Origin of the sequence: Mucilaginibacter sp. PPCGB 2223 (assembly GCF_001705515.1) — a bacterium.
Lineage (GTDB): Bacteria > Bacteroidota > Bacteroidia > Sphingobacteriales > Sphingobacteriaceae > Mucilaginibacter.
Genome location: NZ_MDJS01000001.1, coordinates 1,454,757 through 1,475,882 on the forward strand (window position 1 = coordinate 1,454,757; position 21,126 = coordinate 1,475,882).

Consider the following 21,126-nt stretch of genomic DNA (forward strand, 5'->3'; position numbering starts at 1 on the left):
AATGAACTGGGGAAAAGGAATTATCGGAGGCATGATCGCTTTCATGCTTTTTATCATCGGGATGGGTATTTACATGTTTACTGTACCCGAAGATGGCTACGATCATCAATACTATGAAAAAGGTCTGTCGTTTAATAACGACTTTAACAAAGAACGGCAGGTAACAATAGACAATGCCCGACCGGTTATAACTGCCGACCGACAAGCTGTGGCCCTCACTTTTACGGTGCCGGCAAAAGGCGTGGTAAAATTTGTACGGCCATCCGACGCACACCTGGATCGCGAATATGAGTTCAATACCAATGGTGACGTTTTTTTACTATCGCGGCAGAATATTCCTGATGGTGAGTGGCAAGTAGTTATCGATTGGAAAAGCAATAACAAGGCTTACCTGTATCAGCAAAAATTTTATCTGAAATGAGCGCTAATCAAATCGCTTTTTTTATCGGCTTGTTTGGCAGCATACATTGCGTCGGCATGTGCGGCCCGCTGGCGTTTGCTATCCCTGTTTCAACCGAACGCTGGTGGCTTGTGTTAGCCGACAAGATTATATACAACCTTGGCCGCATTATAAGTTATGTATTTTTAGGATTGTTGATCGGCCTGGTTGGCAAGCAACTTTGGGTATTGGGTCTTCAGCAAATTATTGGCTTCATCAGCGGGTTGTTGATCATCATTGCCGGCCTGTCGCGCATGTTGAAACTTACTATAGGCAGCAGCCGTGTTTCATCCTTTTTCTTTGCTCCTGTCAATCGTTTATTATCCCATGCTTTACAGCACAAAGCGGGGCACCTGATCATAGGAATGCTCAATGGTTTGCTGCCCTGCGGTTTTGTTTATTTAGCGCTTGCGGGTGCAATTAATACGGCCTCATCCATCGGCGCGGCGCAGTACATGTTATGGTTCGGGACAGGTACCTTTCCGTTAATGCTCGCGGCCACCATAGGTTCGGGCTATATTGGTCCGGTGTTTCGCAGGCGGATAAATAAAGCCATACCCTACTTTATGGTATTGCTCGGCTTCTGGTTCATACTAAGGTCAGCAGGCATAAATATTCCATATTTAAGTGCGCCGTTAACACATCTTACCAACGCCTGCGGTTAATCATCGTCGGTATATTTCGCATTCGATGATTTTATCAACGATATTCCTGATCACATCGTCCAGCTCGTTTGCCGATTGCACCAGGAAGGTAAGAGTTAAATCCTTTTCATGCGCATCACCATCCTGCAACAGCGTTAACAGCCCCATAATTCGGGAGAGCGGGGCCCGTATTACGTGCGATTGCATCCACGATATCTCTTTTAGCTTTTCGTTCTGATCCTGCAGGTTCTTGTTAAGTATCTGCAACTGCAATTCGGATTTTTTTCGCTCTGTAATATCCTTAAAATAAACCGATAAGCCATGCTCGGATGGATAGGCACTTACTTCGAACCATTGATCAAGCGGCAGGTAATAATCTTCAAAGTGCCGGCTTTTATTGGTGCGCATTGCTTCGTGGTATCTGATATACGATTCTGAACCTATCGCAGCCGAAAATGCATCCCATAGGTTTTTATCTACGATCTGTTCCTTGGGTGTTTTTAATATTTTCTCGGCCATGTTATTCCAGTAAGTTACCACCCAGTTTTTGTCGACGGCAAAAAATGCATCGCCAATACTTTCTAAAACGGTATTCTTTTCCTTTAACGATTCCGCAATCTCTTCGGCTAATTTTAGCTTTTGCAGTTCTTCGTTTTTTGCCTGCGTTATGTCCTTCTCGATGGCTATAAAGTGGGTGTTTTGCCCGCTCGCGTCCTTCACCGGGCTAACCGAAAAGTTGATCCAGAACTCTTCACCGTTCTTTTTATAATTTACCGTAGTTACCTCGCACGACTCGGCCTTTTCCAATGCGTTGCGTAAACGCTTTAGCTCCTGTTTATCGGTTTTAGGGCCCTGGAGGATGCGCGGGGTTTTCTCAAGGATCTCTTCGGATGTATATCCTGTCATCCGTGTGAATGCATTGTTGACGTAGATAATACCCGGACCTGGCTCGTCAAGCGGCGATACTTCGGTAATCAACACCGCGTCGGTGGTATTGGTTATTACCGATTCAAGCAGCCGCAGGTGTTTTTCTTCCTCTCTGCGTTGTGTAATGTCTCTGATAAAAACAGACAGACCTTCGTTCGATGGATATATCCTGTTTTCGTGCCATAAACTAAGCGGCGTAAAGTAGTCCTCATTACAAATGTATTTTTTTTCTTCAAGAGCCTCATGTATGGCATTCCAGGTTGGCGTTCCTACCATATCCGGAAAAAGCTGCCATATATTTTTCCCGATCATGTTTTGCGCTTGCTCGCCGAATATCTGTTCGATATGTTTATTACCATAGGTAAAACACAGGTTATTGTCTAAAGCTATAAAACCATCGGTGATGTTTTCGAGCAGGTTTTCGATCTGCCTGTTCTTCTCGGCTATTTTCATCTCAGCCTTCCTTACTTCGGTATAGTCACATATGAGCGAGTAAAAGCCTTGCACAAGGTTATTTTGAACATCGGGCACATATTGGGTATGGGTATAAATAGTTTCGTCATCCCCCTTATGGAACGAACGGTAAAAGCTTTGCGGCTTACCTTGCAGAACAGCGCGAATATGGGGTTCGCAATTTTCATATTCTGCAGCATCCATCAGCTGTTTTTTGTGCATACCCAGAATATTGTCTGCCGATGTGCCAAACCAATCCAATAGCTTTTTATTGGCAAATAAACATCGCTGATCAGTATCCCAATAGGTTATCATTGCCGGCAGGTTGTTGGTAATGGCCTTAAAGAAACGCTCACTTGCGGCAATTTTTTCTTCGTTTAACTTGCGTTCTGTTATATCCGATCGTATAGCTACATATTGATATGGTTTGCCGCGCTCATCCAGAAATGGCACTATGGCCGTATCTACCCAATAATAGGTTCCATCTTTCGCTTTGTTTCTTAACTCACCTTTCCATACTTTACCGTTAGCAATGGTTGCCCACATGTTACGGATGAATGCTTTATCGTGGTAACCCGAATTAATGATGCGGTGATCCTGCCCGGTTAACTCGTGCCTCTCATATTTTGAAATCCTGCAAAAGTTATTATTTACATGATTGATAATACCTTTTTGATCGGTAATAGCTACTATTGCCGATTCGTCAAGGGCGTACTTATATGCCGACAACTCATTCACGGTTTGCTGCAATAACAGCTCTGCTTCCTTTTGCCTGGTGATGTCGTGAAAATTGCAAACAATGGCGTTTACGCCGTCTTCGGCAAGCATGTTGGTATAGGTACATTCAAGCCATAGATAATGTCCCTGATAATGCCTGGAGCGAAACGTGCATGTTTGCGGAAGCCCCGGGTTCGACAATACGTCCTGAAGAACTTGTTTTACCAGCGCCTGATCGGACCGGTGGATCAACTGATCTATTGTTTCACTGGCTTGTGAGGCATTATCCCAACCAGCGATACGCTCGGCGGACGGGCTGTGATAAATTGTTCTTAGGTGCCCATCGAGCAATGTTATCCCCGAATAACTGTTTTCAATCAGTTTTCGGAAATGAATGTCGTTACCGACAATGTGTTTTTTCATAGGCTCTTCGCGATGCCCCCCGGGGCTTTTACGTTGTGCCATATTAACAGTTATGAAGTAGAGCAATACCCGGTTATACTCCGGTGATTTAATATTATTAAATGTAATTATTATTTTGATTATACAATACAATATCAAACAAAATCACAACTTTAATTATAGGTCATTTTTTAAATTAGAAATACATTAACGACAACCAATGTTTAGTTGTAAATATATTTCTTAACTTATATTATAAGTCTCTTTTTATTGCAGTGATCCAGCTCAGGCTGCATACCGTTTCTTTTTCTGCCCGGATGCAGAAAAATTCTCAAAAAGTGATTTAAGTCATTTTATCCGGTGCGCTTTCTCATGCCTTATGTTCAATCTGTTGCGCATTTTTGCTATATCAAAATGTATTAAGCATGACTACTTTAACTACAAATGTTCGATTGAGCAACGACTTAGCAAGCGAGGCGCAACACCTGTCATTATGGAACAAATGGCTCACACTTGCCGATAGCCAGGCGCCACGCAAAACCTTATGGTTTATGATATCACTTATATCGCAGGGCGTATTATTTTTACCAATGCCTGCGCTGCTCATCTATTATTTTAACGCCCCTGTTTTTGTATTGGGCATTACACTGGTATTATTTTTTATAAACTTTATAGCAGGTATGGGTGGTTCAAATATCCGCACAACCCTTACCCTGTTTGCTATCAGTATTATGGCGCATTTAATTATGCTGCTTATTTTTCTGCTGTAATTCCTTTCCCCAATTTTAACAATAAATAGTGTGTTTGATTTAGTTGCTGTTAACGCGAATGCGTTAACAGCTTTTTTTATCCATCTGAACCGTACCTGGTGAATGCAAAAAGCCCGATAGTTACTACCAGGAAGATCAGAAAGAAACCGTTTTAAAATGATTTTAGTACTAAGCGAAGAAGACTAATCCTCCATTACTTTAAATAGCCATGCTGAATTGCTGGGTTGCAGGTTTGTCATTCCAGAGCCTTGCGTCAAACGCCATACAGATGTTCCGAAGGAATCGTTTACCAAGTGGAGTAACTTTCAGACCTGAGGAGTGCAATTCGACGAGTCCGTCTGTTGCCAAAGGCTCAAGGCGTTCAACAGCCTGCACTAATGCCATACAGGGTTCGGCAAAAAGGTTCCACTTTGTTTCTCCTTTACACATAATATTAAAAATATGATTGCGGATAACACTATCTTCTTTTGTTAAAACGTGGCCTTTAAATGCCGGCAGCTGGTTATCATCAATATAAGCATGGTAGGCTTCAACCATCTTTACATTTTGTGCGAAGGCATAGCCCGAATCGCTGATGGCCGATACCCCAAGCCCGATAAGCAATTGGGTTTGCTGGGTGGTATAACCCATAAAATTGCGGTGCAGTGTGCCATTCTTTTGGGCGATGCTCAATTCATCCTGCGGTAAAGCAAAATGATCCATACCTATTTCTTCGTAGCCGTAGGTTGCAAACATGCTGCGGCCAACCTCGTATAGCTTAGCTTTTTGTGGTGCGTCGGGCAAATCCTGTTCGGTAAACCGCCGCTGCCCGGGTTTAATCCAGGGCACATGCGCATAGCTGTAAAACGCTATCCGATCTGGCCGCAATTGTGCCACCAGTTGAACGGTATTGATCAGCCCTTCGGTTGTTTGCAGGGGAAGGCCATATATCAGATCGTAGTTTATAGAAGTATAGCCTATTTGGCGGGCAGCTATGGTTACATCTCTAACTTGTTCGAAACTCTGATCGCGGTTGATGATAAAGCGGACTTGGGGATCAAAATCCTGTATACCGATGCTTACACGCCTGAAGCCCAGATCGTATAAGGTTTGCAGATGTTCGGTAGTGGTATTAGCTGGATGCCCCTCAAAACTAAAAGCAGCCGACGGGTGCACTTTGGCTTTTTGGAGAATGCCGTTTATGAGCATTCTTAAATTATCCGGGCTGAAAAAAGTAGGCGTGCCGCCACCTAAGTGGATCTCGCGTATAATCGGTACGGCTTCAAATACATCGAGATACATTTGCCATTCTTTTAATAAAGCGTTGATATACGGAACCTCAACACCATGGTTTTTTGTTATGCGGGTGTTACAGCCGCAATAGGTGCAAAGGTTTTCGCAAAATGGTAAATGCAGATAAAGGCTTATCCCTTCGGTTGTGTTGGTTTCGTCGAAAGACAGCCTGACAGATTGTTTCCACTGGCTAATATCAAATGAATCAACATGCCAGTAGGGCATTGTTGGATAGCTGGTATAACGCGGAGCAGCGACGTTATATTTGCCTGCCAGCTGATGCGGTAACATGGTCATGCTTTTAGAATGATTAGATGTTAGGGGCATTGGTGCGGCAGTTACGCGCACACGCACATGCGTCGCCAACGCATTTGTTGTTTTGCCACAGATCGAGGTTCGAAATGGTTTGATCGGCTATTTGCTGTAAAACTTCGGGCAACTGGCTGGCGCCTGCAGCGTAGCCCGGCACATTGGATATTTTAATGCCAAACCGTAACGCGGCATTCCTGTCTATATGATCCGTTTCGGCAGTACGTGTTACGATGAACCGAATGCCCATCAACGCCAGCTTTTCAATAACAGGGGCCCATACATCGTCATCGGTAAAAACAATCACAGCATCTTTTCCCTTTGCGTAAGCAACCGTTTCTACACTTAAGGGGTTGGATATTAATGTTATATCGTGTTTTTTCCGATTGGCCCTGGCCAAATATTCTTTTTCGTATGCTTTTACACTGTAGGCTACCGCTTTCATTCGCAATAATTTATTAAACAAAATTACCGCGTATCGATGGCTTGCAGAATGAGTTGCATCATCCAAAAAAGTGACCTAAGTCAATTTTTCATACGCATAAGGCGTTTTTCATCAAGTATGGTAATGATACTACCTTTTTTCTCTATCAACCCCTCTTCTTTAAAATCCGACAGGGTACGGCTGACCGTCTCGGTAGCCATACCCGCCATGGCTGCAAGGTCCTCCCGGCTTATGCGGAAGTTCTCCGTAGGGATAGCCTGTTGCCTGTGCAGGCGCAAAATGGCCTCGGCCATGCGCTTGCGTACCGAGTTGTAGGCCAATTGTAAAAGTTGCTCTTCCTTTTCGCGGATATCTGCTGCCAGTAATTTGATAAACTCGCGTGCCACCTCGGGATGATGATTTAGCAGCGGGTCGAGCACATCTTTCGGTATAAGGCACAGCATACTGTCTTCCAAAGCTGTAGCCGTATCACTATAGGCCTCGTTAGCCAGCATGGCATGTATGCCCAGGTAGTTATCATTTCCATAAATACCTGTCATCAGTTCGCGTCCGTCTTCGGCCAGTTTAACCGTTTTTACCCGGCCGCTTAAAACTATATGCAGGCCATTACCTCTATCACCCTCGTAATAAATCACCTGGTTCTTTTTAAACTGTCTGCTTTTACGCTCCTGTATTATTTTTTTAAGCTCGGCAAGGCCATTATTTTTTGCTATAAGTGTACCCAGGCTATCCAGCGAGCGGCTGTAATATTTCTGCTGAACCTCTTTCTTTTTCAAACGGCTTTCGATGGCGTTTAACAGGTCCATGTCGTCGAAGGGCTTCGTCAGATAATCATCGGCACCCATTTCCATTCCTTTACGCAGATCCAGCCGCTCGGCCTTTGCAGTTAAAAAGATGAACGGTATGGTTGCTGTTTCGGGATTTTTATTGAGCATATACAATACGCCGTAACCGTCCAGTTCGGGCATCATAATATCGCAAAGTATAATATCGGGCAGGTTTTTTGTCGCAATATCGACGCCATTCTTACCATCTCCGGCTTCAAAAACCTCATAGCCTGCCAATTGCAGTATCTCAACCACGTTTTCGCGGATATCGTTGTTGTCTTCAATAATCAGTACTTTTTTACTCATGATAATGAAAATGAAATGGTAAATAATGTTCCCTGGTTTATGTCGCTTTTAAAGCCGATGCGGCCATTCATTAAGTTTGTATAACGGGCAACTATGTTCAGGCCCAGCCCTGTTCCGGGTATGTTACCTGTGTTGTGCGCCCTGAAAAAGGCTTCGAACAAATGCTTTTGATCAGTCTCAGGTATGCCGATGCCATTATCTTTAATGGTGATGATACAGTCTGAAGAGCTGATCTCGGTATTGAATTCGATGAACGTGTTTTCGCCCGAATACTTGATTGCATTCCCTATTAAATTGATAACACAGTTTTTAAGCAGGTTAGGATCGAGCTTGATCACACTATGGGTGCCGGTGTGCTGGTAAATAATACTCTGGTTTTGTTTGGCCACCATCTGCATTTCTTCGGTGATCTCTTCGGCCAGTTTGACCAGGTCAAAGTTGACGAAGGTTGGCTCAACCTTACCAGCTTCCAGTTTTTCGAGTGAAAGGAAATCATTCAGGATAGTGGTCAGGTTACTCACCGCATTTTTTATTTTAATAACATGTTTGGTAATGTTAGCGTTATCAAATGGTGCAGCATATTTATCAATAAGCGATGCCGATAATTGTACCGCGCTCAATGGTGTGCGAAACTCGTGCGACGCCATAGATACAAAGCGGCTCTTTAACTGGCCCAGCTCTTTTTCTTTTTCCAAAGAGAGGCTTACTTCTTCTTTGGCTATTTCGAGTTCCAGCACCGATTTTTTTAACGACCGGGTACGCTGCTCAACTAATTCTTCTAAATGCAGGGCGTACTCTTTTAATGTTTCTTCGGCTTCTTTTTCGCGGGTCAGATCGTGTATAAAACCGGTATATATCTTCCGGCCCGAATACTGCACTTCACTAACCCCAAGCCGGAAGGGGAACACAGTTCCGTCTTTACGCAACCCCTTTACTTCGCGGCCCTTGCCAATGATATGCGGTTCGCCGGTGTGCTGATACCTTGCAATATATTGATCGTGCTGCTCCCTGTCTGGCGACGGCATTAAAACCGACACATTTTGCCCGACTACCTCACCCGGTTCGCATTGAAAAAGTTTACATGCTGCAGGATTAATAGACTCTATCCTACCCCTGTCATCGATAGTAATAATGCCATCTATTGCATTTTCAATAATTGCTTTCAACAGGGCAGCGTTTTCCATAAGTATAAGCAGTTTGATGATTGTTATCACAAATATTGGAAATGTATATCACTCAAAAAGTAATTATTTTCAGGTAAAAAAGTGATCCACATCACTTTTTATTTAAAACGCTTCATAAAGCCCAAAAAAGCTGCTGTTTTATGGGTCTTTTGCTTTTCCTTTTGCGTGAAGATTTTGCCGGTTTGATAATTATCACATTTTACAACACACGCTATCATTTTTTTTTTGGCCTGCTACAAATAGCTTTACTTACCTAAACTTTAAAGCAATGAGCAAGGCTACCTTGTTAAAAGCCATTATACAAAATGTTGTCGATAGTGTTATCGTTATCGATCATCATGGTATCATCATGTTTGTAAATCCAGCTGTATCAACCCTTTTTGGATATACAGAGGATGAACTCATCGGACAAAAAATAAATATGCTGATGCAAAAGGCCGATGCGCACCAGCATGACCATTATCTTTCGCACTATCAAATAACCGGCAAGGCCGCAATTATTGGGAAGGGCCGCGAAGTTACAGCTGTAAAAAAAGATGGCACTATATTTCCGATAAGATTAGCGGTAAGCGAGGCAAAATACAAAGGTAAACCGTTATATGCCGGCCTCGTGCACGATCTGACCAAAGAAAAGCGGGCCGAAGCAGATTTAAAAAAACATAACAGCGAACTGGAAGCCATTGTAGACGAGCGGACTGTTTTTTTGAAAAATATTGTGCAAACACTCGAACAGGCAAAAGATGAAGTAAGCATCTCACTTCAAAAGGAAAAGGAGGTGAATCAGCTGAAAACACGTTTTGTTTCGATGGCGTCGCATGAGTTTAGGACGCCACTTAGCGGCATACAGCTCTCTGCATCACTAATCGAACATTACTACGATAAACTCGACAAACAAAAAATATTGAATCATTTAAAAAAAATCAAGGCTGCGGTGGGCGACCTGACATCAATACTAAACGATTTTTTATCCGTCGAACGTATAGAAGCCGGGAAGCTCAAGCCATCGTACAGTAATTTTGACCTGCACGAGATTTGCCTCGAAGTTATCGAGGAAATGCAGTTGCAGATCAAAGATGGTCAGAAAATATCCTACCACCACAAACGCGGCAGTACAAATATTTGCCTGGATAATACCTTGTTACGGCATTGCCTGATCAACCTTCTATCAAACGCCATTAAATATTCTGACGAAAACGGCCAGATTGACATTATAACAGATGTTGATCAGCAAAATTACTATATAACTGTTAAAGATAATGGCATAGGTATACCCGAAGACGAGCACGATAAATTGTTCGAGGCGTTTTTCAGAGCACAAAATACGGGCACGGTTCAAGGTACCGGACTTGGCTTAAACATTGTTAAACGCTATGCCGAACTGATGAACGGCAGCATTACTTTTGAAAGCATGCAGCACAAAGGCACCTCATTTACCCTGTCCTTCCCGGTACACCAAATGGAGCGGTTATCGACGACACACCCCGCTTTTGAGCCAACAAACCAGGAATGTGGATAGTGTACCCGCTGTCAACGCCCGGGATGACACAGGTCATTATCTGGCTGCGTTGTATTTGTCAACTTTATGCTAACCAGTATAAAGATTATGAAAGCAGTTATCAGCATAGTTTTTTTGCTTACGGCCCTGACAGCAGGTGCAACGGTAAACAGGCAGAACCACGATACAGACAGCGCATTAACACGTCAGATACAAATTCAACTGACCGGCCGACAAGCAGAATCGTCGTTATATTTCCCTCATTCAGTAATACGGTTTTATGAACAACGTGGCTTCGCCGCTGCCTGGATAGGCCCGCAGAACGAAACAGGCAGGGCATGGCAGGCTATGCTGATGATAGATTGCGTACTCCAATTCGGCTTATCGCACAACGATTTTCATCCGGCCGAATTGCTTTACAGCAAGTTGCACAATATTATGGATGCAGTGCAAACCCCGGTAAGCGAAAAGGCACATTTCGATATATTGCTTACCGACGCAATAATCACTTTTATGAACTATCTGCACTACGGAAAGCTTAATCCTTATTATCTGACCATACAGATTGACAATGGCCTAAAAGGTAACCTCCAGGCTGACGTATACCTAAATACAGTTATTGATCATAAGAGCCTTATATCGGATATTGCAGCTGTACAGCCCCAAAACAAACTTTATGCAGATATGCAGGAGCAACTACATTTGTTAAAAAGCTTATATCTCGACGATTGTTATGAGGTGCCAGAGGCCGATGTACGCAGACTGGCTGTAGATATGGAACGGCTGCGCTGGGATAGCCCGGACGATAGTACTTATATACAGATCAATATTCCATCGTATACCTTAACCTATTACCGACCTGATACTTCTTATCTTTTTAAAGTTGTAGTTGGCAAACCTGCAACGCCGACACCTACTCTATCAAGTGCCATCAGGTATTTTACTACCTCACCCGAATGGCGGGTGCCACAAAAGATATTTGTAAAAGAACTGTTGCCCAAAGCACTGGCCGACACGGCTTATTTATCCAATAATCACTTTACAATTTACAATAAAAACGGTGGCTATGTGCCAGGAACGGTTGCTAATCTTACCGAAATAAAAAAACATCCGTCAGCGTTTCATATCCAGCAATCTGCCGGTTGCGACAATGCCCTCGGCAGCATAGTTTTCAGGTTTGATAATATTTACGATATATACCTGCACGATACTCCTGAACAACAGCTATTTGCTTCAGATAAACGGACCTTTAGCCACGGTTGTATACGTGTAGAACATGCTGAAAACCTTGCTGTGCTATTATTACAAAATGATGGCTCGGCAAACAAGATAGATTTGTTACGAAAAACAATATCCAGATACAAAAAAACAAATTTCACATTAAAAAGGCCTGTACCAATATATGTAACCTACCTAACATGCATGGTGAAAGATGGAATACTGGTTACTTTTGATGATCCGTACAACCTTGATAAATCGCTCGAAATGGCAATTTATGGGGTAAACAATATTCTGAGCCGCAGGTAGTATTTTACCCGTCACATTAAGCAGAAGCCGACGGCCTGGTCTGTAAAATAAAATCGTGCCCCGGAGAATCACAGGTTGGACATCGATAATACGGGATAGCATCAAATCTTGTACCTGATGCTATATTGTTTAATTCATCGCCATAGTCTTCGTCATATATCGTCAGGCAATTTTTGCATTGATAAACGGTAGCCTCCCCGCCCTCGGTTTCAGATTCTATTACCGAAGTTTTGCTTTTTGAACCTTCGGTATTTTGCAATTCGTAAAATTGGTCGCAAAGCTTAATTAAGTTCGGACTGATATCCTGTTTTAAGATATCGCGTTTAAAAATTACAAAATCTTTCGAATTGGGGTTAAAATCGCGGGTGTGCATTATTTCAAAAATCTCACCTGCCTTGCCGGTGCGCTGTTTATTAATAATTACCGAACCAAACAAACCCGATTTAGGCTTAGTCTTAACAGCAAAGCATAAACGGTAAGTACGGATGTCGGCCTCTTCAAAGTCTTTCACAAGTTGGCGTTTAAGCCCGAGACCTTCGTCGCAAAGTTCTTCTACCTGCCAGTTCAGCTCGTTGGCGGCATGCCTTACATTGATGCGGTGCCGGTTCAAAATAACTCCCCAGGCGGTACGCTCCGCCTGCTCGATACCTTTTATTACGATAGATTTCCATGGAGTAGTGTACAGCTGCCCTATCCTTGTTTCGATACAAAGGCTACATATATCTTTTAAAAACCCTACCGGGAACAATTCGCCGCGGCGATATATGCCGAGCCACAGTTTACTATTGCCATAACGGTTAAACCCCTCGTAAAAAGGCAAATGAAATTCGGGCAGCAGCAACGGAGATTCAAGCGCCTGAAGAAGGAAACCATGCTTATGACCAATTTTTGTGTGCAATAAAGCACCGTCGATTTCGGGCTTATCGTAAAACAAACCGCGATTACCCAGTATCTCACCTTCTATTAATTTGCTGATACCAGGTATATCTTCCGAATAGATAAGCGATGGCCAGCAGTATAAGATATTGGTTTTGGGAAAGCGTACATACAGGTACCAGAAGTTGCTTACATCCGACGAGATAAAGTTCAGGTTACCTGTAAAAAACGGGATAAAGGTCTGCGAGTTATCGGCCAGGTTTATTTTTAAGCGAGGTGTGTAGTCAAACAGATCCAGGATATCCTTATAAACCCCTTCCTTAAGCCAGCTCGCATTATAAATAATATCTTCGGTAACATACGAGCTGACAATATTGGGGTGATCTTCGCGATCTGTTTCATACTCGATATCTGATATTAACAGGTCGTTCTTTACATCCTCCAACTCTGCCGCCTCTACCTCAAACAATAACTGTTGCCGGTTACCAAAGCGTACATTTTTAACACCTGCGTTTTGAACAGCAATCAAAATATCCAGCAATTCGCCTGCCGGCACAATACCCCCCGGTAAATTAATCTTGATAGTGTGCTTCATCCGGCATCGTATTAATTAGTTATCGTTTCTAACACAGTTGCTTCATCCAGCAACCTTTTTACTTCCGGTCTGCACGAACCGCAACCCATGCCGGCCCCTGTTAAAGTGCACAGCTGTTTGAAATCGGTACAGCCTTCGGCTATTTTATTGACGATATTGCCCTGCCCGACATTATTGCAGCTGCAAACCAGCTTACCAATTACAGGTTCAGCTTTAGTGTTGCTGCGCAATAGTTGCATGCGCTTATCGCTCAGTTCGGTTTTGTTGGCGATAAGTTCCCTGAACTCCTGGAACTCGCTTTTATCGCCGATCAGTATCGTACCCACCAGCCTGTCGCGATGGATAATACATTTTTTATAATAACGCTGGGCCTTATCTATAAATGTAATCTCCTCGTACTCCTGATCATCGGGGCATTCAGACAGGCCGATACTGCACAGATCAAAACCGTGTATCTTAATAATGTTCATAAACAGGCTGCCTTTATAATAGCTGGCAATATCGCCGTTTAAGTAGCGCGCAACAACTTCGGCCTGCTGCTCAGCAGCGGCTGTAATGCCGTAAAGCGTGCCTTCAAACTCGGCGATCTCTCCAATGGCGTAAATATCGGGGTCGCTGGTTTGGAGGTAATTATTTACAATGACCCCGCGTTTACACTCCAACCCACAATTTTTGGCCAATTCAAGGTTCGGCGTGGTACCTATAGCCAGTATCACGGCATCGCAATTGATGCGTGTACCGCTTTTTAAACCGATACCGGTTAGCTTGCTGCGACCGTAGTAAAGCTGCACCTCATCATCGTAATAAACATCGCAGCCCTGGTCTACCATTTCTTCATGCAGCAATTGGCTGCCTAAGGCATCCAGTTGGCGGTTTAAAAAACGTGAAGTCCGTTGGATCACTGTTATGCTCACGCCGATCTCGCGCAATGAAGCCGCCATTTCTAAACCCAGTAAACCACCGCCAACAATCACTACATGCGCATTTGTCGAAATATGCGCCTTAAAGTTGTCGGCATCGGCGCGGCTTCGCATACTGAATATGCCGGGCAAGGCCGGTACATTGCGAGGTATTGCCGCACGGCTGCCGGTCGCCATGATCAAAACATCGTAATAGGTTTTAATCCCCCGCGAATCGATCACAAATTTATTTTTGCGATCTACCTTTTCAACGCTTACGCCTCGCAGCAGGTTTATTTTGAAGGCTGGTTCCTCTTCATCCGTCATTTTAACCAGTTGCTCCCAGCGTTGCTCGCCGCTGATGTAATCGGGCAGCATAACACGGTTATAGAACGGCAGGTCTTCTTTGCTGAAGATCGTGATCTCATCGTCGGGATTGATTTCCCTGTACGAGCGTACAAAGCCATGTGCTCCCGCCCCGGCTCCTACAATTATGATACGCTGAAAAGGCTTTTTGTATTTCTGAATATTAACCGCGCAAAATTTAAAGTCGGGCTCTTTTGATACAGGGTCTACCCGGTCGCTGGTCAGGTTATTGGCGCGGTTCAGATCGTTACCTAATATCTTGCCCCAATGCATGGGCATAAACACCACACCCTGCTTAATGCCCTCGTTAATTTTAGCTTTAACCCGTACTTCGCCCCTTTTTGAGCGGATTACAGTTACCTCACTCTCGCTAATATTTAACCGGCGGGCATCGGCGGGGTGTATCTCTAAAAATGCTTGTTTAATGTGTTGATTAAGCTTGTTTACCTTGCCGGTTTTGCTCATGGTATGCCATTGATCGCGGATGCGGCCCGTGGTGAGTATAAACGGGTAATCGGCAGTTGGCCGTTCGCTGGTGTTATCGTCGGGCACCGCATGGATAATAGCTTTAGCCGATGGCGTATAAAATTGATGATCGGTAAACAAACGCGACGTACCTTTAAATAACGGCAGTGGTGATTCGACCGGTTTATTAAGCGCCTTCTTTTTACCGATGGCCTTTTCAGTTGCCGGCGGTTTAGGATACGGCCATTGTGCGGTTTTAACCTGTTTTAAAATATCGTGGCTCAAACCGCTCACATCAGCATTAGTACCTGCAGTAAGCGCGGCGTGTTCGGCATATATTGCAGCGGCGTTTTCGAAATCAAAACCGGTGTAACCCATTTTTTGTGCAAAACGGCAGATGATTTCAGCATCGGGCATCGCCTCGCCGGGTGCATCGATAATCTTATTGAGGTAGCTGATGCGGCGTTCGGAATTGGTCATGGTACCCTCCTTCTCAGCCCAGGCTGCACCGGGCAGTATCACGTCGGCATACTGCAAACTTTCAGATTTGTTGGTGATATCCTGTACCACAACAAATTTGGCTTTCTTTAAACCTTCTTCGGCCAGCCGCACATTCGGCAGGCTCGTCATCGGGTTGGTACACACTATCCAAATAGCTTTTAGGCGGCCATCATTCAGGGCTTCGAACATTTCGGTGGCTGTGAGCCCTGGCTTTTCGCCGATAGGTTTGCCGCCCCAAAACTGCTGCACTTCGAGCCGGTGTGCTGGGTTTTTCAGCTCGCGGTGCGCTGGCAGCAGATTCGCTAAACCTCCAACCTCGCGTCCGCCCATAGCATTGGGCTGGCCGGTAAGCGAGAAAGGCCCTGATCCGGGTTTACCAATATGCCCGGTTATGAGGTTAAGGTTGATCAGGCTCAGGTTTTTGTTCACCCCGATAGCGCTCTGATTAAGCCCCATCGTCCACATCGAAATAAAACCTTTGGCATTGCCGATGTACTGTGCCGCCAGCCGGATATCAGCTTCGGCAACACCACAAATCATGGATGCCTGCCCAACAGTTGTTTTAAAAACAAGTTCTTTATACTGCTCAAAGCCTTCGGCGTGGTTATTTATAAAATCGAGGTCGATGTCCCCATTTTCAATAATAGCCCTGCCAATGGCATGATTCAGGGTGATATCCGTTCCGGGGTTTATCTGCAAATGAAGATCAGCTATGGAGCAGGTATCCGTCATACGGGGATCGACCACTATGATCTTTGCGTTGGGATTGGCTTGTTTATGCGCCTCTACGCGCCGCCACAAAATGGGATGGCACCAGGCCGGGTTAGCGCCGGTAACATAAAAACAATCAGCCAATTCAATGTCATCGTAACAGATAGGCACACTATCTTCTCCCAAAGCCAGTTTGTACGCAGCCACGGCGCTGCTCATGCACAACCGCGAGTTGGTATCGATATTATTACTGCCTATAAAGCCTTTCATCAGCTTGTTAAGCACGTAATATTCCTCCGTCAGGCACTGCCCCGAGGCGTAGATAGCTACGCTGTCGGGGCCGTATTTATCGATAAATGTTTTAAAAACCGCTACAGTGCGTGTAAAAGCGTCATCCCAGCTTACGCGCTGCATGGGCATATTTTTATTATACCGCATCTGCGGGTAAAGCAGCCGGTCGCTCCTGTCGTTTACAGTGTGGTGCAGGTTCATACCTTTGCTGCACAGCATACCTTTATTAACCGGGTGATCGGGGTTACCCTGCAGGGTAACCGTGTTATTCTTGCCTTTATTTAACAGCAAACCACAACCAACGCCGCAATAGCAGCAGGTTGTGGTTAACTGATTATTTAACTTGTTCTTGCCCGACATGCAAATTATTTTAAACAACTTCGGCAACAGCCAGACTCTCCTGCGAAATTTCTTCGCCGTGCTTAAAAACCTTGGTAAAACGGGTTAACAGGATAATTGCCGAAACAGCAATCACGGCAAAGCCGATACAAGTAAATGCCTGTGTATAAGTAATATTGCTGGATTTAAACAGGAAACCAAAAAGCATCCCGCCAAGGTTACCACCTGCACCAACAATGCCGCTTATCAGGCCAACATTTTTGGTATTAATAAAAGGCACAATGCCATAGGTAGCCCCGTTTGACATTTTCAGGAATAATGCAAAGGTGAGCATGGATATAATAGCGAATGCAAGCGAACCGGCCTGCGCAAATACAATAAGGCCTATGCCTTCGAGCAACAGCACACCCGCCAAAAGCAAACCCTTGCCACGCATACCAAATTTATCGCCCACTTTGTCGGACACGACTCCACCTAAAGCGCGGGCGAAAATATTCATAAAACCAAACACGCCCGCCCAAAAACCTGCCGAGCTTTGCGTTAATTGGAAACTATCCACAAAATGCAGCGAGGCCACGTTATCAAACGTCAGTTCCATGCCAAAACAGCAGGCATAGGCTAAAGTAAGCGCCCATACGCGCCAATCGGCTAATACACTCCAATCAGTTTTTTTAGCTTCGTGCTTTGAATGCCCTATCTCGTCAAAGTTCCCGGCGGGAGTATCTTTAGTATACTTGTAATAAATAAGGGCCATAATGAGCATGATCGTACCCGGCACGATCATGGCATAACGCCATGCCTCGCCCTTGGTGAATCCCAAGCCTACAATGGCAGCAAATATCAGAGGCATTACCATGTTGGTTACCCCCCCGCCGAGGTTGCCCCAGCCACCTGTTACCGCGTTGGCTGTACCTTTTATTTTAGGCCCGAACATTTGTGATGTATGGTATTGTGTAATCACAAAAGAGGCGCCTATGATGCCTATGGCCAACCTGAACAATAAAAAAGTAGTATAACTATGTGCCAAACCAACGCAGAACACAGGTATCGAGCCTACGATCAGTAACCTTACCGCAGTTTTACGCGGCCCCCAAACATCACATAGTTTACCGATAACAAGGCGCGCAATGATGGTTGATGCCACCGAAGCGATAATGATATTCCCTACCTGGCCTTTGGTTAAACCTAATTCGACGCGGATGGTGGGCATCAGCGGTGCAAGGCCGAACCAACCGAAAAAGCAGACAAAAAACATCAGCCAGGTAATATGGAATGTCTTCATCTGGATACCCGATAAACTGAATATCTTTAATTTATCTAATGGTTTTGCTGTATTAGTCATAGATATGCTTTTATTGTTCTATAGTTATATCGGCAATTGAGAATTTATCGATCAGTAAATTCAGCAGCTTATCGTGAATCTTCATGTACGCCGGATCGTGTACAATGTCTTTTTTGTTTCTCGGGCGGCCCAAAGGCACGTCTATAATTTCTTTGATGGTCGCGGCCGGGCCGTTGTTCATCACCACTACCCTGTCCGACAGGAAGATGGCTTCTTCAATATCATGGGTAACCATCACGATGGTTTTCTGGCGGTTATCCATTACCCACAGTTTTAACAGTTCTACATGCATCGTACTTTTGGTTAAGGCATCCAATGCGCCAAAAGGCTCATCGAGCAATAATATTTTCGGATTGATTGAAAAAGCACGGGCAATAGCTACGCGCTGCTTCATCCCGCCCGATAGTTGACCCGGCAGCTTGTCTTTATGCTCCCATAAGTTAACCATTTTCAGGTTAGTTTCAACCAGCGCCATTTTCTCGGCTGTTGTTTTATCTTTCAATGCCGAATCGACAGCCACGAAGATGTTTTTATAAACGCTGAGCCAGGGCAATAAGGAATAATTCTGAAAGACGATACCCCTGTCGGGCCCGGGCGCGTTTACTTTCTTTCCATTGGCGATTACTTCGCCCTGGGTTGGCTTCACCATCCCGCTGATAACGCCCATCAATGTCGACTTGCCGCAACCCGAATGCCCTATCAACGAAACGATCTCACCTTTTTGCACCGTAAGATCAATATCTTTTATGGCGGTGTAAATGCCCCCGGGCGTTTTAAAGCTTACACTTACATTGTTCACTTCGATACTGGTTTCGGCAACGGCTTGTTTCAGAAGCTCGTCGGCAACCACCCCGATATTGTCCTGATCTGTGTTGATTGTTACTGTACTCATAAAATCAAATATTTATAGGTTAAACCGCGTACGAAAATCGCTGCTGCAACCAGGTAAAACATTTATCTAATAAAGACCCCACTAAACCGATAATAATAATTGCGACGAGTATCTTGGCGATATTGCCGCCATTAAAACCCTCTTCCCATACAAAATAGCCAAGGCCCTGGCCGCCCGAAAGCATTTCGCCGGCTACAATAACCATCCATGCAACACCTATCGAAAGGCGCAGACCGGTAATAATATGCGGCAAACTGAAAGGCAGTAATATTTTGGTGAGATATTTCCAGGTGGAGAAACCAAAAGCTTTGCTCACGTTTTTATGATCCTGCGGGATATGCGATGCCCCGAACGCCGCATTGATCAATGTTGGCCATACCGAGCAGATAAATATCATGAAGATGCTGGCCTTGGGCGAATCCTGAAATATGGCCAAACCCAGTGGAAACCAGGCTAATGGCGATACCGGTTTTAAAATTTGCACGATAGGGTTGACCATCTTCATGGCTATTTTGCTGCTGCCCATTAATAAACCCAACGGGATAGCAACCAAACTACCCAGGCCAAAACCTATGGCAACCCTGGTTAATGAACTTAACAATTTAGTGCCAACACCTTTATAGTCAGGATCATTTTGAAAAGGCTGGTGCATTACCTCTTTAAACACAAGCCAGGTAGCCTGTGGGTTAGGGATCTCGTTTTTGGTAAGCTTTGAAACCAATGCCCAAATACCCCCAAGTATGATCATACCTGCAACAAAATACAGTATCCCAAGTAGCGATTTAGTTGAAAATAATTCCTTCATATCGAAAAATTTAATATTCGTTTTACTTTGAAAAGGACTTGCCGGAATTACTCCGGCAATATCCTGATCACCTCATTTACTAACTAAACTATCTTTTTGCACCTGCCAGGTATGCTGCCGGGTTATTCGGGTCGAATGTTATCGTTTCCAGATTAGTTTTAAACGGCTTCATATCTTCCTGAACAGGCACGCCCATGCTTTTCGCAACTTCGGCATACAGGTCACTCATGATCAGTTTCTGCGATATCTGCTGGTAATTCGGCGCCGTACTCAGCATCCCAAAGCGCATATATTGCGTCATAAACCATATTCCGTACGATACTTTTGGCGTATTTACCATACCATTATTATAGAACAACATGTAATCGTCCTTATATTTCTGTACGCCTAAATCGCAGCCTATCTCTGTCGATCCCATTAACCTGGCTTCAATCACCTGCACCGGGGCGTTTACATAATTAGGGCGACTCAAAAACAGCGCTGCCTTTTTACGGTTGCTCATTACATCCAGCCATTTACAGGCTTCAATAAGCGCTTTCATCACATTTTTCAGATCTTCCTTATCCGATTCGGAGAAAGCTTTATTTACAACCAGTGCTTTTTCGGGGTGATTTTTCCAGATATCCTGGCTGGCAATATGTGTAAAGCCAATGCCTTGTGTCGCGGCAACACCATTCCATGGTTCGCCAACGCAAAAACCCTCCATGTTATCAACTTTCATGTTGGCAACCATCTGCGGGGGCGGAATAGTGATGATACCTACCGATTTTGCATTAACGCCGGCCGCGGCTAACCAGTTACGCAACCAGATATCGTGCGTACCACCCGGGAATGTCATAGCGAAGGTTACTTCCTTACGCGCCTTAAGTTCTTTTACGGCGCCGGCAACTTTTTTCAGGTCCTTAAAACCGACTATTCCGCAAAAATCCTTCGATAAGGTGATAGCCTGGCCATTATTATTCAGCGTCATAGCTATTCTCATTTCCGAACCGGCCTTACCGCCTATACCCGTATATACCGAAAATGGCATTGAGAAGAGGCAATGTGCGCCATCCAGTTCACCGTTCAAAATTTTATCGCGAACAACTGCCCACGATGCTTCTTTTGATAGTTGCACATCTACGCCATACTTGGTAAAAAAGCCCATCTCCTTCGCTATAACCAAAGGCGCGCAATCTGTCAGCGGGATAAAACCCAGTTTTACAACACGCTTTGGCGGGTTAGCACCTGCTATTGAATTAACCAGCACCAACAACAACGTGCATATTAAAAGGGATTTTGATTTTTGATTGATATTTTGAGTCATGATCTTGCTTTTAAATACGTT

General features: G+C 44.4%; 16 protein-coding genes. 5 read left to right on the top strand and 11 right to left on the bottom strand.

The features are described 5' to 3' along the window. The first annotated feature begins 1 nt into the window (after position 1). A complete protein-coding gene (locus tag BEL04_RS06270) occupies positions 2-421 on the top strand; it encodes a FixH family protein (protein ID WP_066001392.1) in 420 nt (139 codons plus the stop codon). Further along, positions 418-1,104 (top strand): sulfite exporter TauE/SafE family protein, encoded by a 687-nt coding sequence (locus BEL04_RS06275; RefSeq protein ID WP_066001394.1) that lies wholly within the window; start codon positions 418-420, stop codon positions 1,102-1,104. Before BEL04_RS06270 ends, BEL04_RS06275 begins: the two co-directional genes overlap by 4 nt. On the opposite strand, the gene BEL04_RS06280 is transcribed toward BEL04_RS06275, so the two are convergent. Further along, positions 1,105-3,645 carry a PAS domain S-box protein gene (locus tag BEL04_RS06280; RefSeq protein ID WP_139112932.1) on the bottom strand — a complete coding sequence of 847 codons (2,541 nt, stop codon included), beginning with the start codon at positions 3,643-3,645 and terminating at the stop codon, positions 1,105-1,107. It abuts the gene before it with no gap. 362 nt (positions 3,646-4,007) lie between these two features. On the opposite strand from BEL04_RS06280, the gene BEL04_RS06285 reads away from it, so the two are divergent. Next, entirely contained in the window at positions 4,008-4,352 is a 345-nt protein-coding gene (locus BEL04_RS06285; RefSeq protein ID WP_066001397.1) for a hypothetical protein, read from the top strand. Between the two features lie 198 nt (positions 4,353-4,550). Here BEL04_RS06285 and hemN read toward each other — a convergent pair whose 3' ends face one another. From hemN to BEL04_RS06305, 4 genes are all read right to left on the bottom strand, one after another. After that, entirely contained in the window at positions 4,551-5,915 is a 1,365-nt protein-coding gene (gene hemN, locus BEL04_RS06290) for an oxygen-independent coproporphyrinogen III oxidase (RefSeq protein ID WP_066003500.1), read from the bottom strand. Positions 5,916-5,934: 19 nt separating this feature from the next. Further along, complete coding sequence (locus BEL04_RS06295; RefSeq protein ID WP_066001399.1) at positions 5,935-6,378, bottom strand: hypothetical protein; 444 nt, start codon at positions 6,376-6,378, stop codon at positions 5,935-5,937. An 80-nt stretch (positions 6,379-6,458) separates the two neighbouring features. Continuing rightward, positions 6,459-7,511, bottom strand: a complete 1,053-nt coding sequence (locus BEL04_RS06300; protein WP_066001401.1) for a response regulator — start codon at positions 7,509-7,511, stop codon at positions 6,459-6,461. Further along, positions 7,508-8,695, bottom strand: coding sequence for a PAS domain-containing sensor histidine kinase (locus BEL04_RS06305; protein ID WP_066001402.1), 1,188 nt, complete (start codon positions 8,693-8,695; stop codon positions 7,508-7,510). Before BEL04_RS06305 ends, BEL04_RS06300 begins: the two co-directional genes overlap by 4 nt. A gap of 268 nt (positions 8,696-8,963) precedes the next feature. Between BEL04_RS06305 and BEL04_RS06310 the strand changes: the two genes are divergently transcribed. Together BEL04_RS06310 and BEL04_RS06315 are read left to right on the top strand one after the other, a co-directional pair. Continuing rightward, complete coding sequence (locus BEL04_RS06310; protein WP_066001403.1) at positions 8,964-10,211, top strand: PAS domain-containing sensor histidine kinase; 1,248 nt, start codon at positions 8,964-8,966, stop codon at positions 10,209-10,211. 87 nt (positions 10,212-10,298) lie between these two features. Then, complete coding sequence (locus tag BEL04_RS06315; RefSeq protein ID WP_066001405.1) at positions 10,299-11,717, top strand: L,D-transpeptidase family protein; 1,419 nt, start codon at positions 10,299-10,301, stop codon at positions 11,715-11,717. A gap of 16 nt (positions 11,718-11,733) precedes the next feature. On the opposite strand, the gene BEL04_RS24740 is transcribed toward BEL04_RS06315, so the two are convergent. From BEL04_RS24740 to BEL04_RS06345, 6 genes are all read right to left on the bottom strand, one after another. Then, complete coding sequence (locus tag BEL04_RS24740; protein WP_066001408.1) at positions 11,734-13,188, bottom strand: rubredoxin; 1,455 nt, start codon at positions 13,186-13,188, stop codon at positions 11,734-11,736. Positions 13,189-13,199: 11 nt separating this feature from the next. Next, the gene (locus tag BEL04_RS06325) at positions 13,200-16,781 is read right to left on the bottom strand and encodes a nitrate reductase (protein WP_066001409.1); all 3,582 of its coding nucleotides are present in this window, start codon (positions 16,779-16,781) and stop codon (positions 13,200-13,202) included. A gap of 10 nt (positions 16,782-16,791) precedes the next feature. Then, on the bottom strand, positions 16,792-18,102 hold the full coding sequence (locus BEL04_RS06330) for a NarK family nitrate/nitrite MFS transporter (RefSeq protein WP_066001410.1): 1,311 nt from the start codon (positions 18,100-18,102) through the stop codon (positions 16,792-16,794). A gap of 10 nt (positions 18,103-18,112) precedes the next feature. Beyond that, positions 18,113-18,994, bottom strand: coding sequence for an ABC transporter ATP-binding protein (locus BEL04_RS06335; RefSeq protein WP_083227780.1), 882 nt, complete (start codon positions 18,992-18,994; stop codon positions 18,113-18,115). Positions 18,995-19,013: 19 nt separating this feature from the next. Next, entirely contained in the window at positions 19,014-19,799 is a 786-nt protein-coding gene (gene ntrB, locus BEL04_RS06340; protein WP_083227781.1) for a nitrate ABC transporter permease, read from the bottom strand. Between the two features lie 88 nt (positions 19,800-19,887). Continuing rightward, the gene (locus BEL04_RS06345) at positions 19,888-21,105 is read right to left on the bottom strand and encodes a CmpA/NrtA family ABC transporter substrate-binding protein (protein WP_066001411.1); all 1,218 of its coding nucleotides are present in this window, start codon (positions 21,103-21,105) and stop codon (positions 19,888-19,890) included. Between the last annotated feature and the right edge of the window lie 21 nt (positions 21,106-21,126).

What these genes read in the sequence shown, in the direction of transcription:
- BEL04_RS06280 (WP_139112932.1), bottom strand. Translation starts at nt 3,645, where the DNA reads ATGGCACAACGTAAAAGCCCCGGGGGGCATCGCGAAGAGCCTATGAAA.
- BEL04_RS06330 (WP_066001410.1), bottom strand. Translation starts at nt 18,102, where the DNA reads ATGACTAATACAGCAAAACCATTAGATAAATTAAAGATATTCAGTTTA.
- BEL04_RS06305 (WP_066001402.1), bottom strand. Translation starts at nt 8,695, where the DNA reads ATGGAAAACGCTGCCCTGTTGAAAGCAATTATTGAAAATGCAATAGAT.
- BEL04_RS06295 (WP_066001399.1), bottom strand. Translation starts at nt 6,378, where the DNA reads ATGAAAGCGGTAGCCTACAGTGTAAAAGCATACGAAAAAGAATATTTG.
- ntrB (WP_083227781.1), bottom strand. Translation starts at nt 19,799, where the DNA reads ATGAAGGAATTATTTTCAACTAAATCGCTACTTGGGATACTGTATTTT.
- BEL04_RS06300 (WP_066001401.1), bottom strand. Translation starts at nt 7,511, where the DNA reads ATGAGTAAAAAAGTACTGATTATTGAAGACAACAACGATATCCGCGAA.
- hemN (WP_066003500.1), bottom strand. Translation starts at nt 5,915, where the DNA reads ATGTTACCGCATCAGCTGGCAGGCAAATATAACGTCGCTGCTCCGCGT.
- BEL04_RS24740 (WP_066001408.1), bottom strand. Translation starts at nt 13,188, where the DNA reads ATGAAGCACACTATCAAGATTAATTTACCGGGGGGTATTGTGCCGGCA.
- BEL04_RS06310 (WP_066001403.1), top strand. Translation starts at nt 8,964, where the DNA reads ATGAGCAAGGCTACCTTGTTAAAAGCCATTATACAAAATGTTGTCGAT.
- BEL04_RS06335 (WP_083227780.1), bottom strand. Translation starts at nt 18,994, where the DNA reads ATGAGTACAGTAACAATCAACACAGATCAGGACAATATCGGGGTGGTT.
- BEL04_RS06325 (WP_066001409.1), bottom strand. Translation starts at nt 16,781, where the DNA reads ATGTCGGGCAAGAACAAGTTAAATAATCAGTTAACCACAACCTGCTGC.
- BEL04_RS06315 (WP_066001405.1), top strand. Translation starts at nt 10,299, where the DNA reads ATGAAAGCAGTTATCAGCATAGTTTTTTTGCTTACGGCCCTGACAGCA.
- BEL04_RS06270 (WP_066001392.1), top strand. Translation starts at nt 2, where the DNA reads ATGAACTGGGGAAAAGGAATTATCGGAGGCATGATCGCTTTCATGCTT.
- BEL04_RS06285 (WP_066001397.1), top strand. Translation starts at nt 4,008, where the DNA reads ATGACTACTTTAACTACAAATGTTCGATTGAGCAACGACTTAGCAAGC.
- BEL04_RS06345 (WP_066001411.1), bottom strand. Translation starts at nt 21,105, where the DNA reads ATGACTCAAAATATCAATCAAAAATCAAAATCCCTTTTAATATGCACG.
- BEL04_RS06275 (WP_066001394.1), top strand. Translation starts at nt 418, where the DNA reads ATGAGCGCTAATCAAATCGCTTTTTTTATCGGCTTGTTTGGCAGCATA.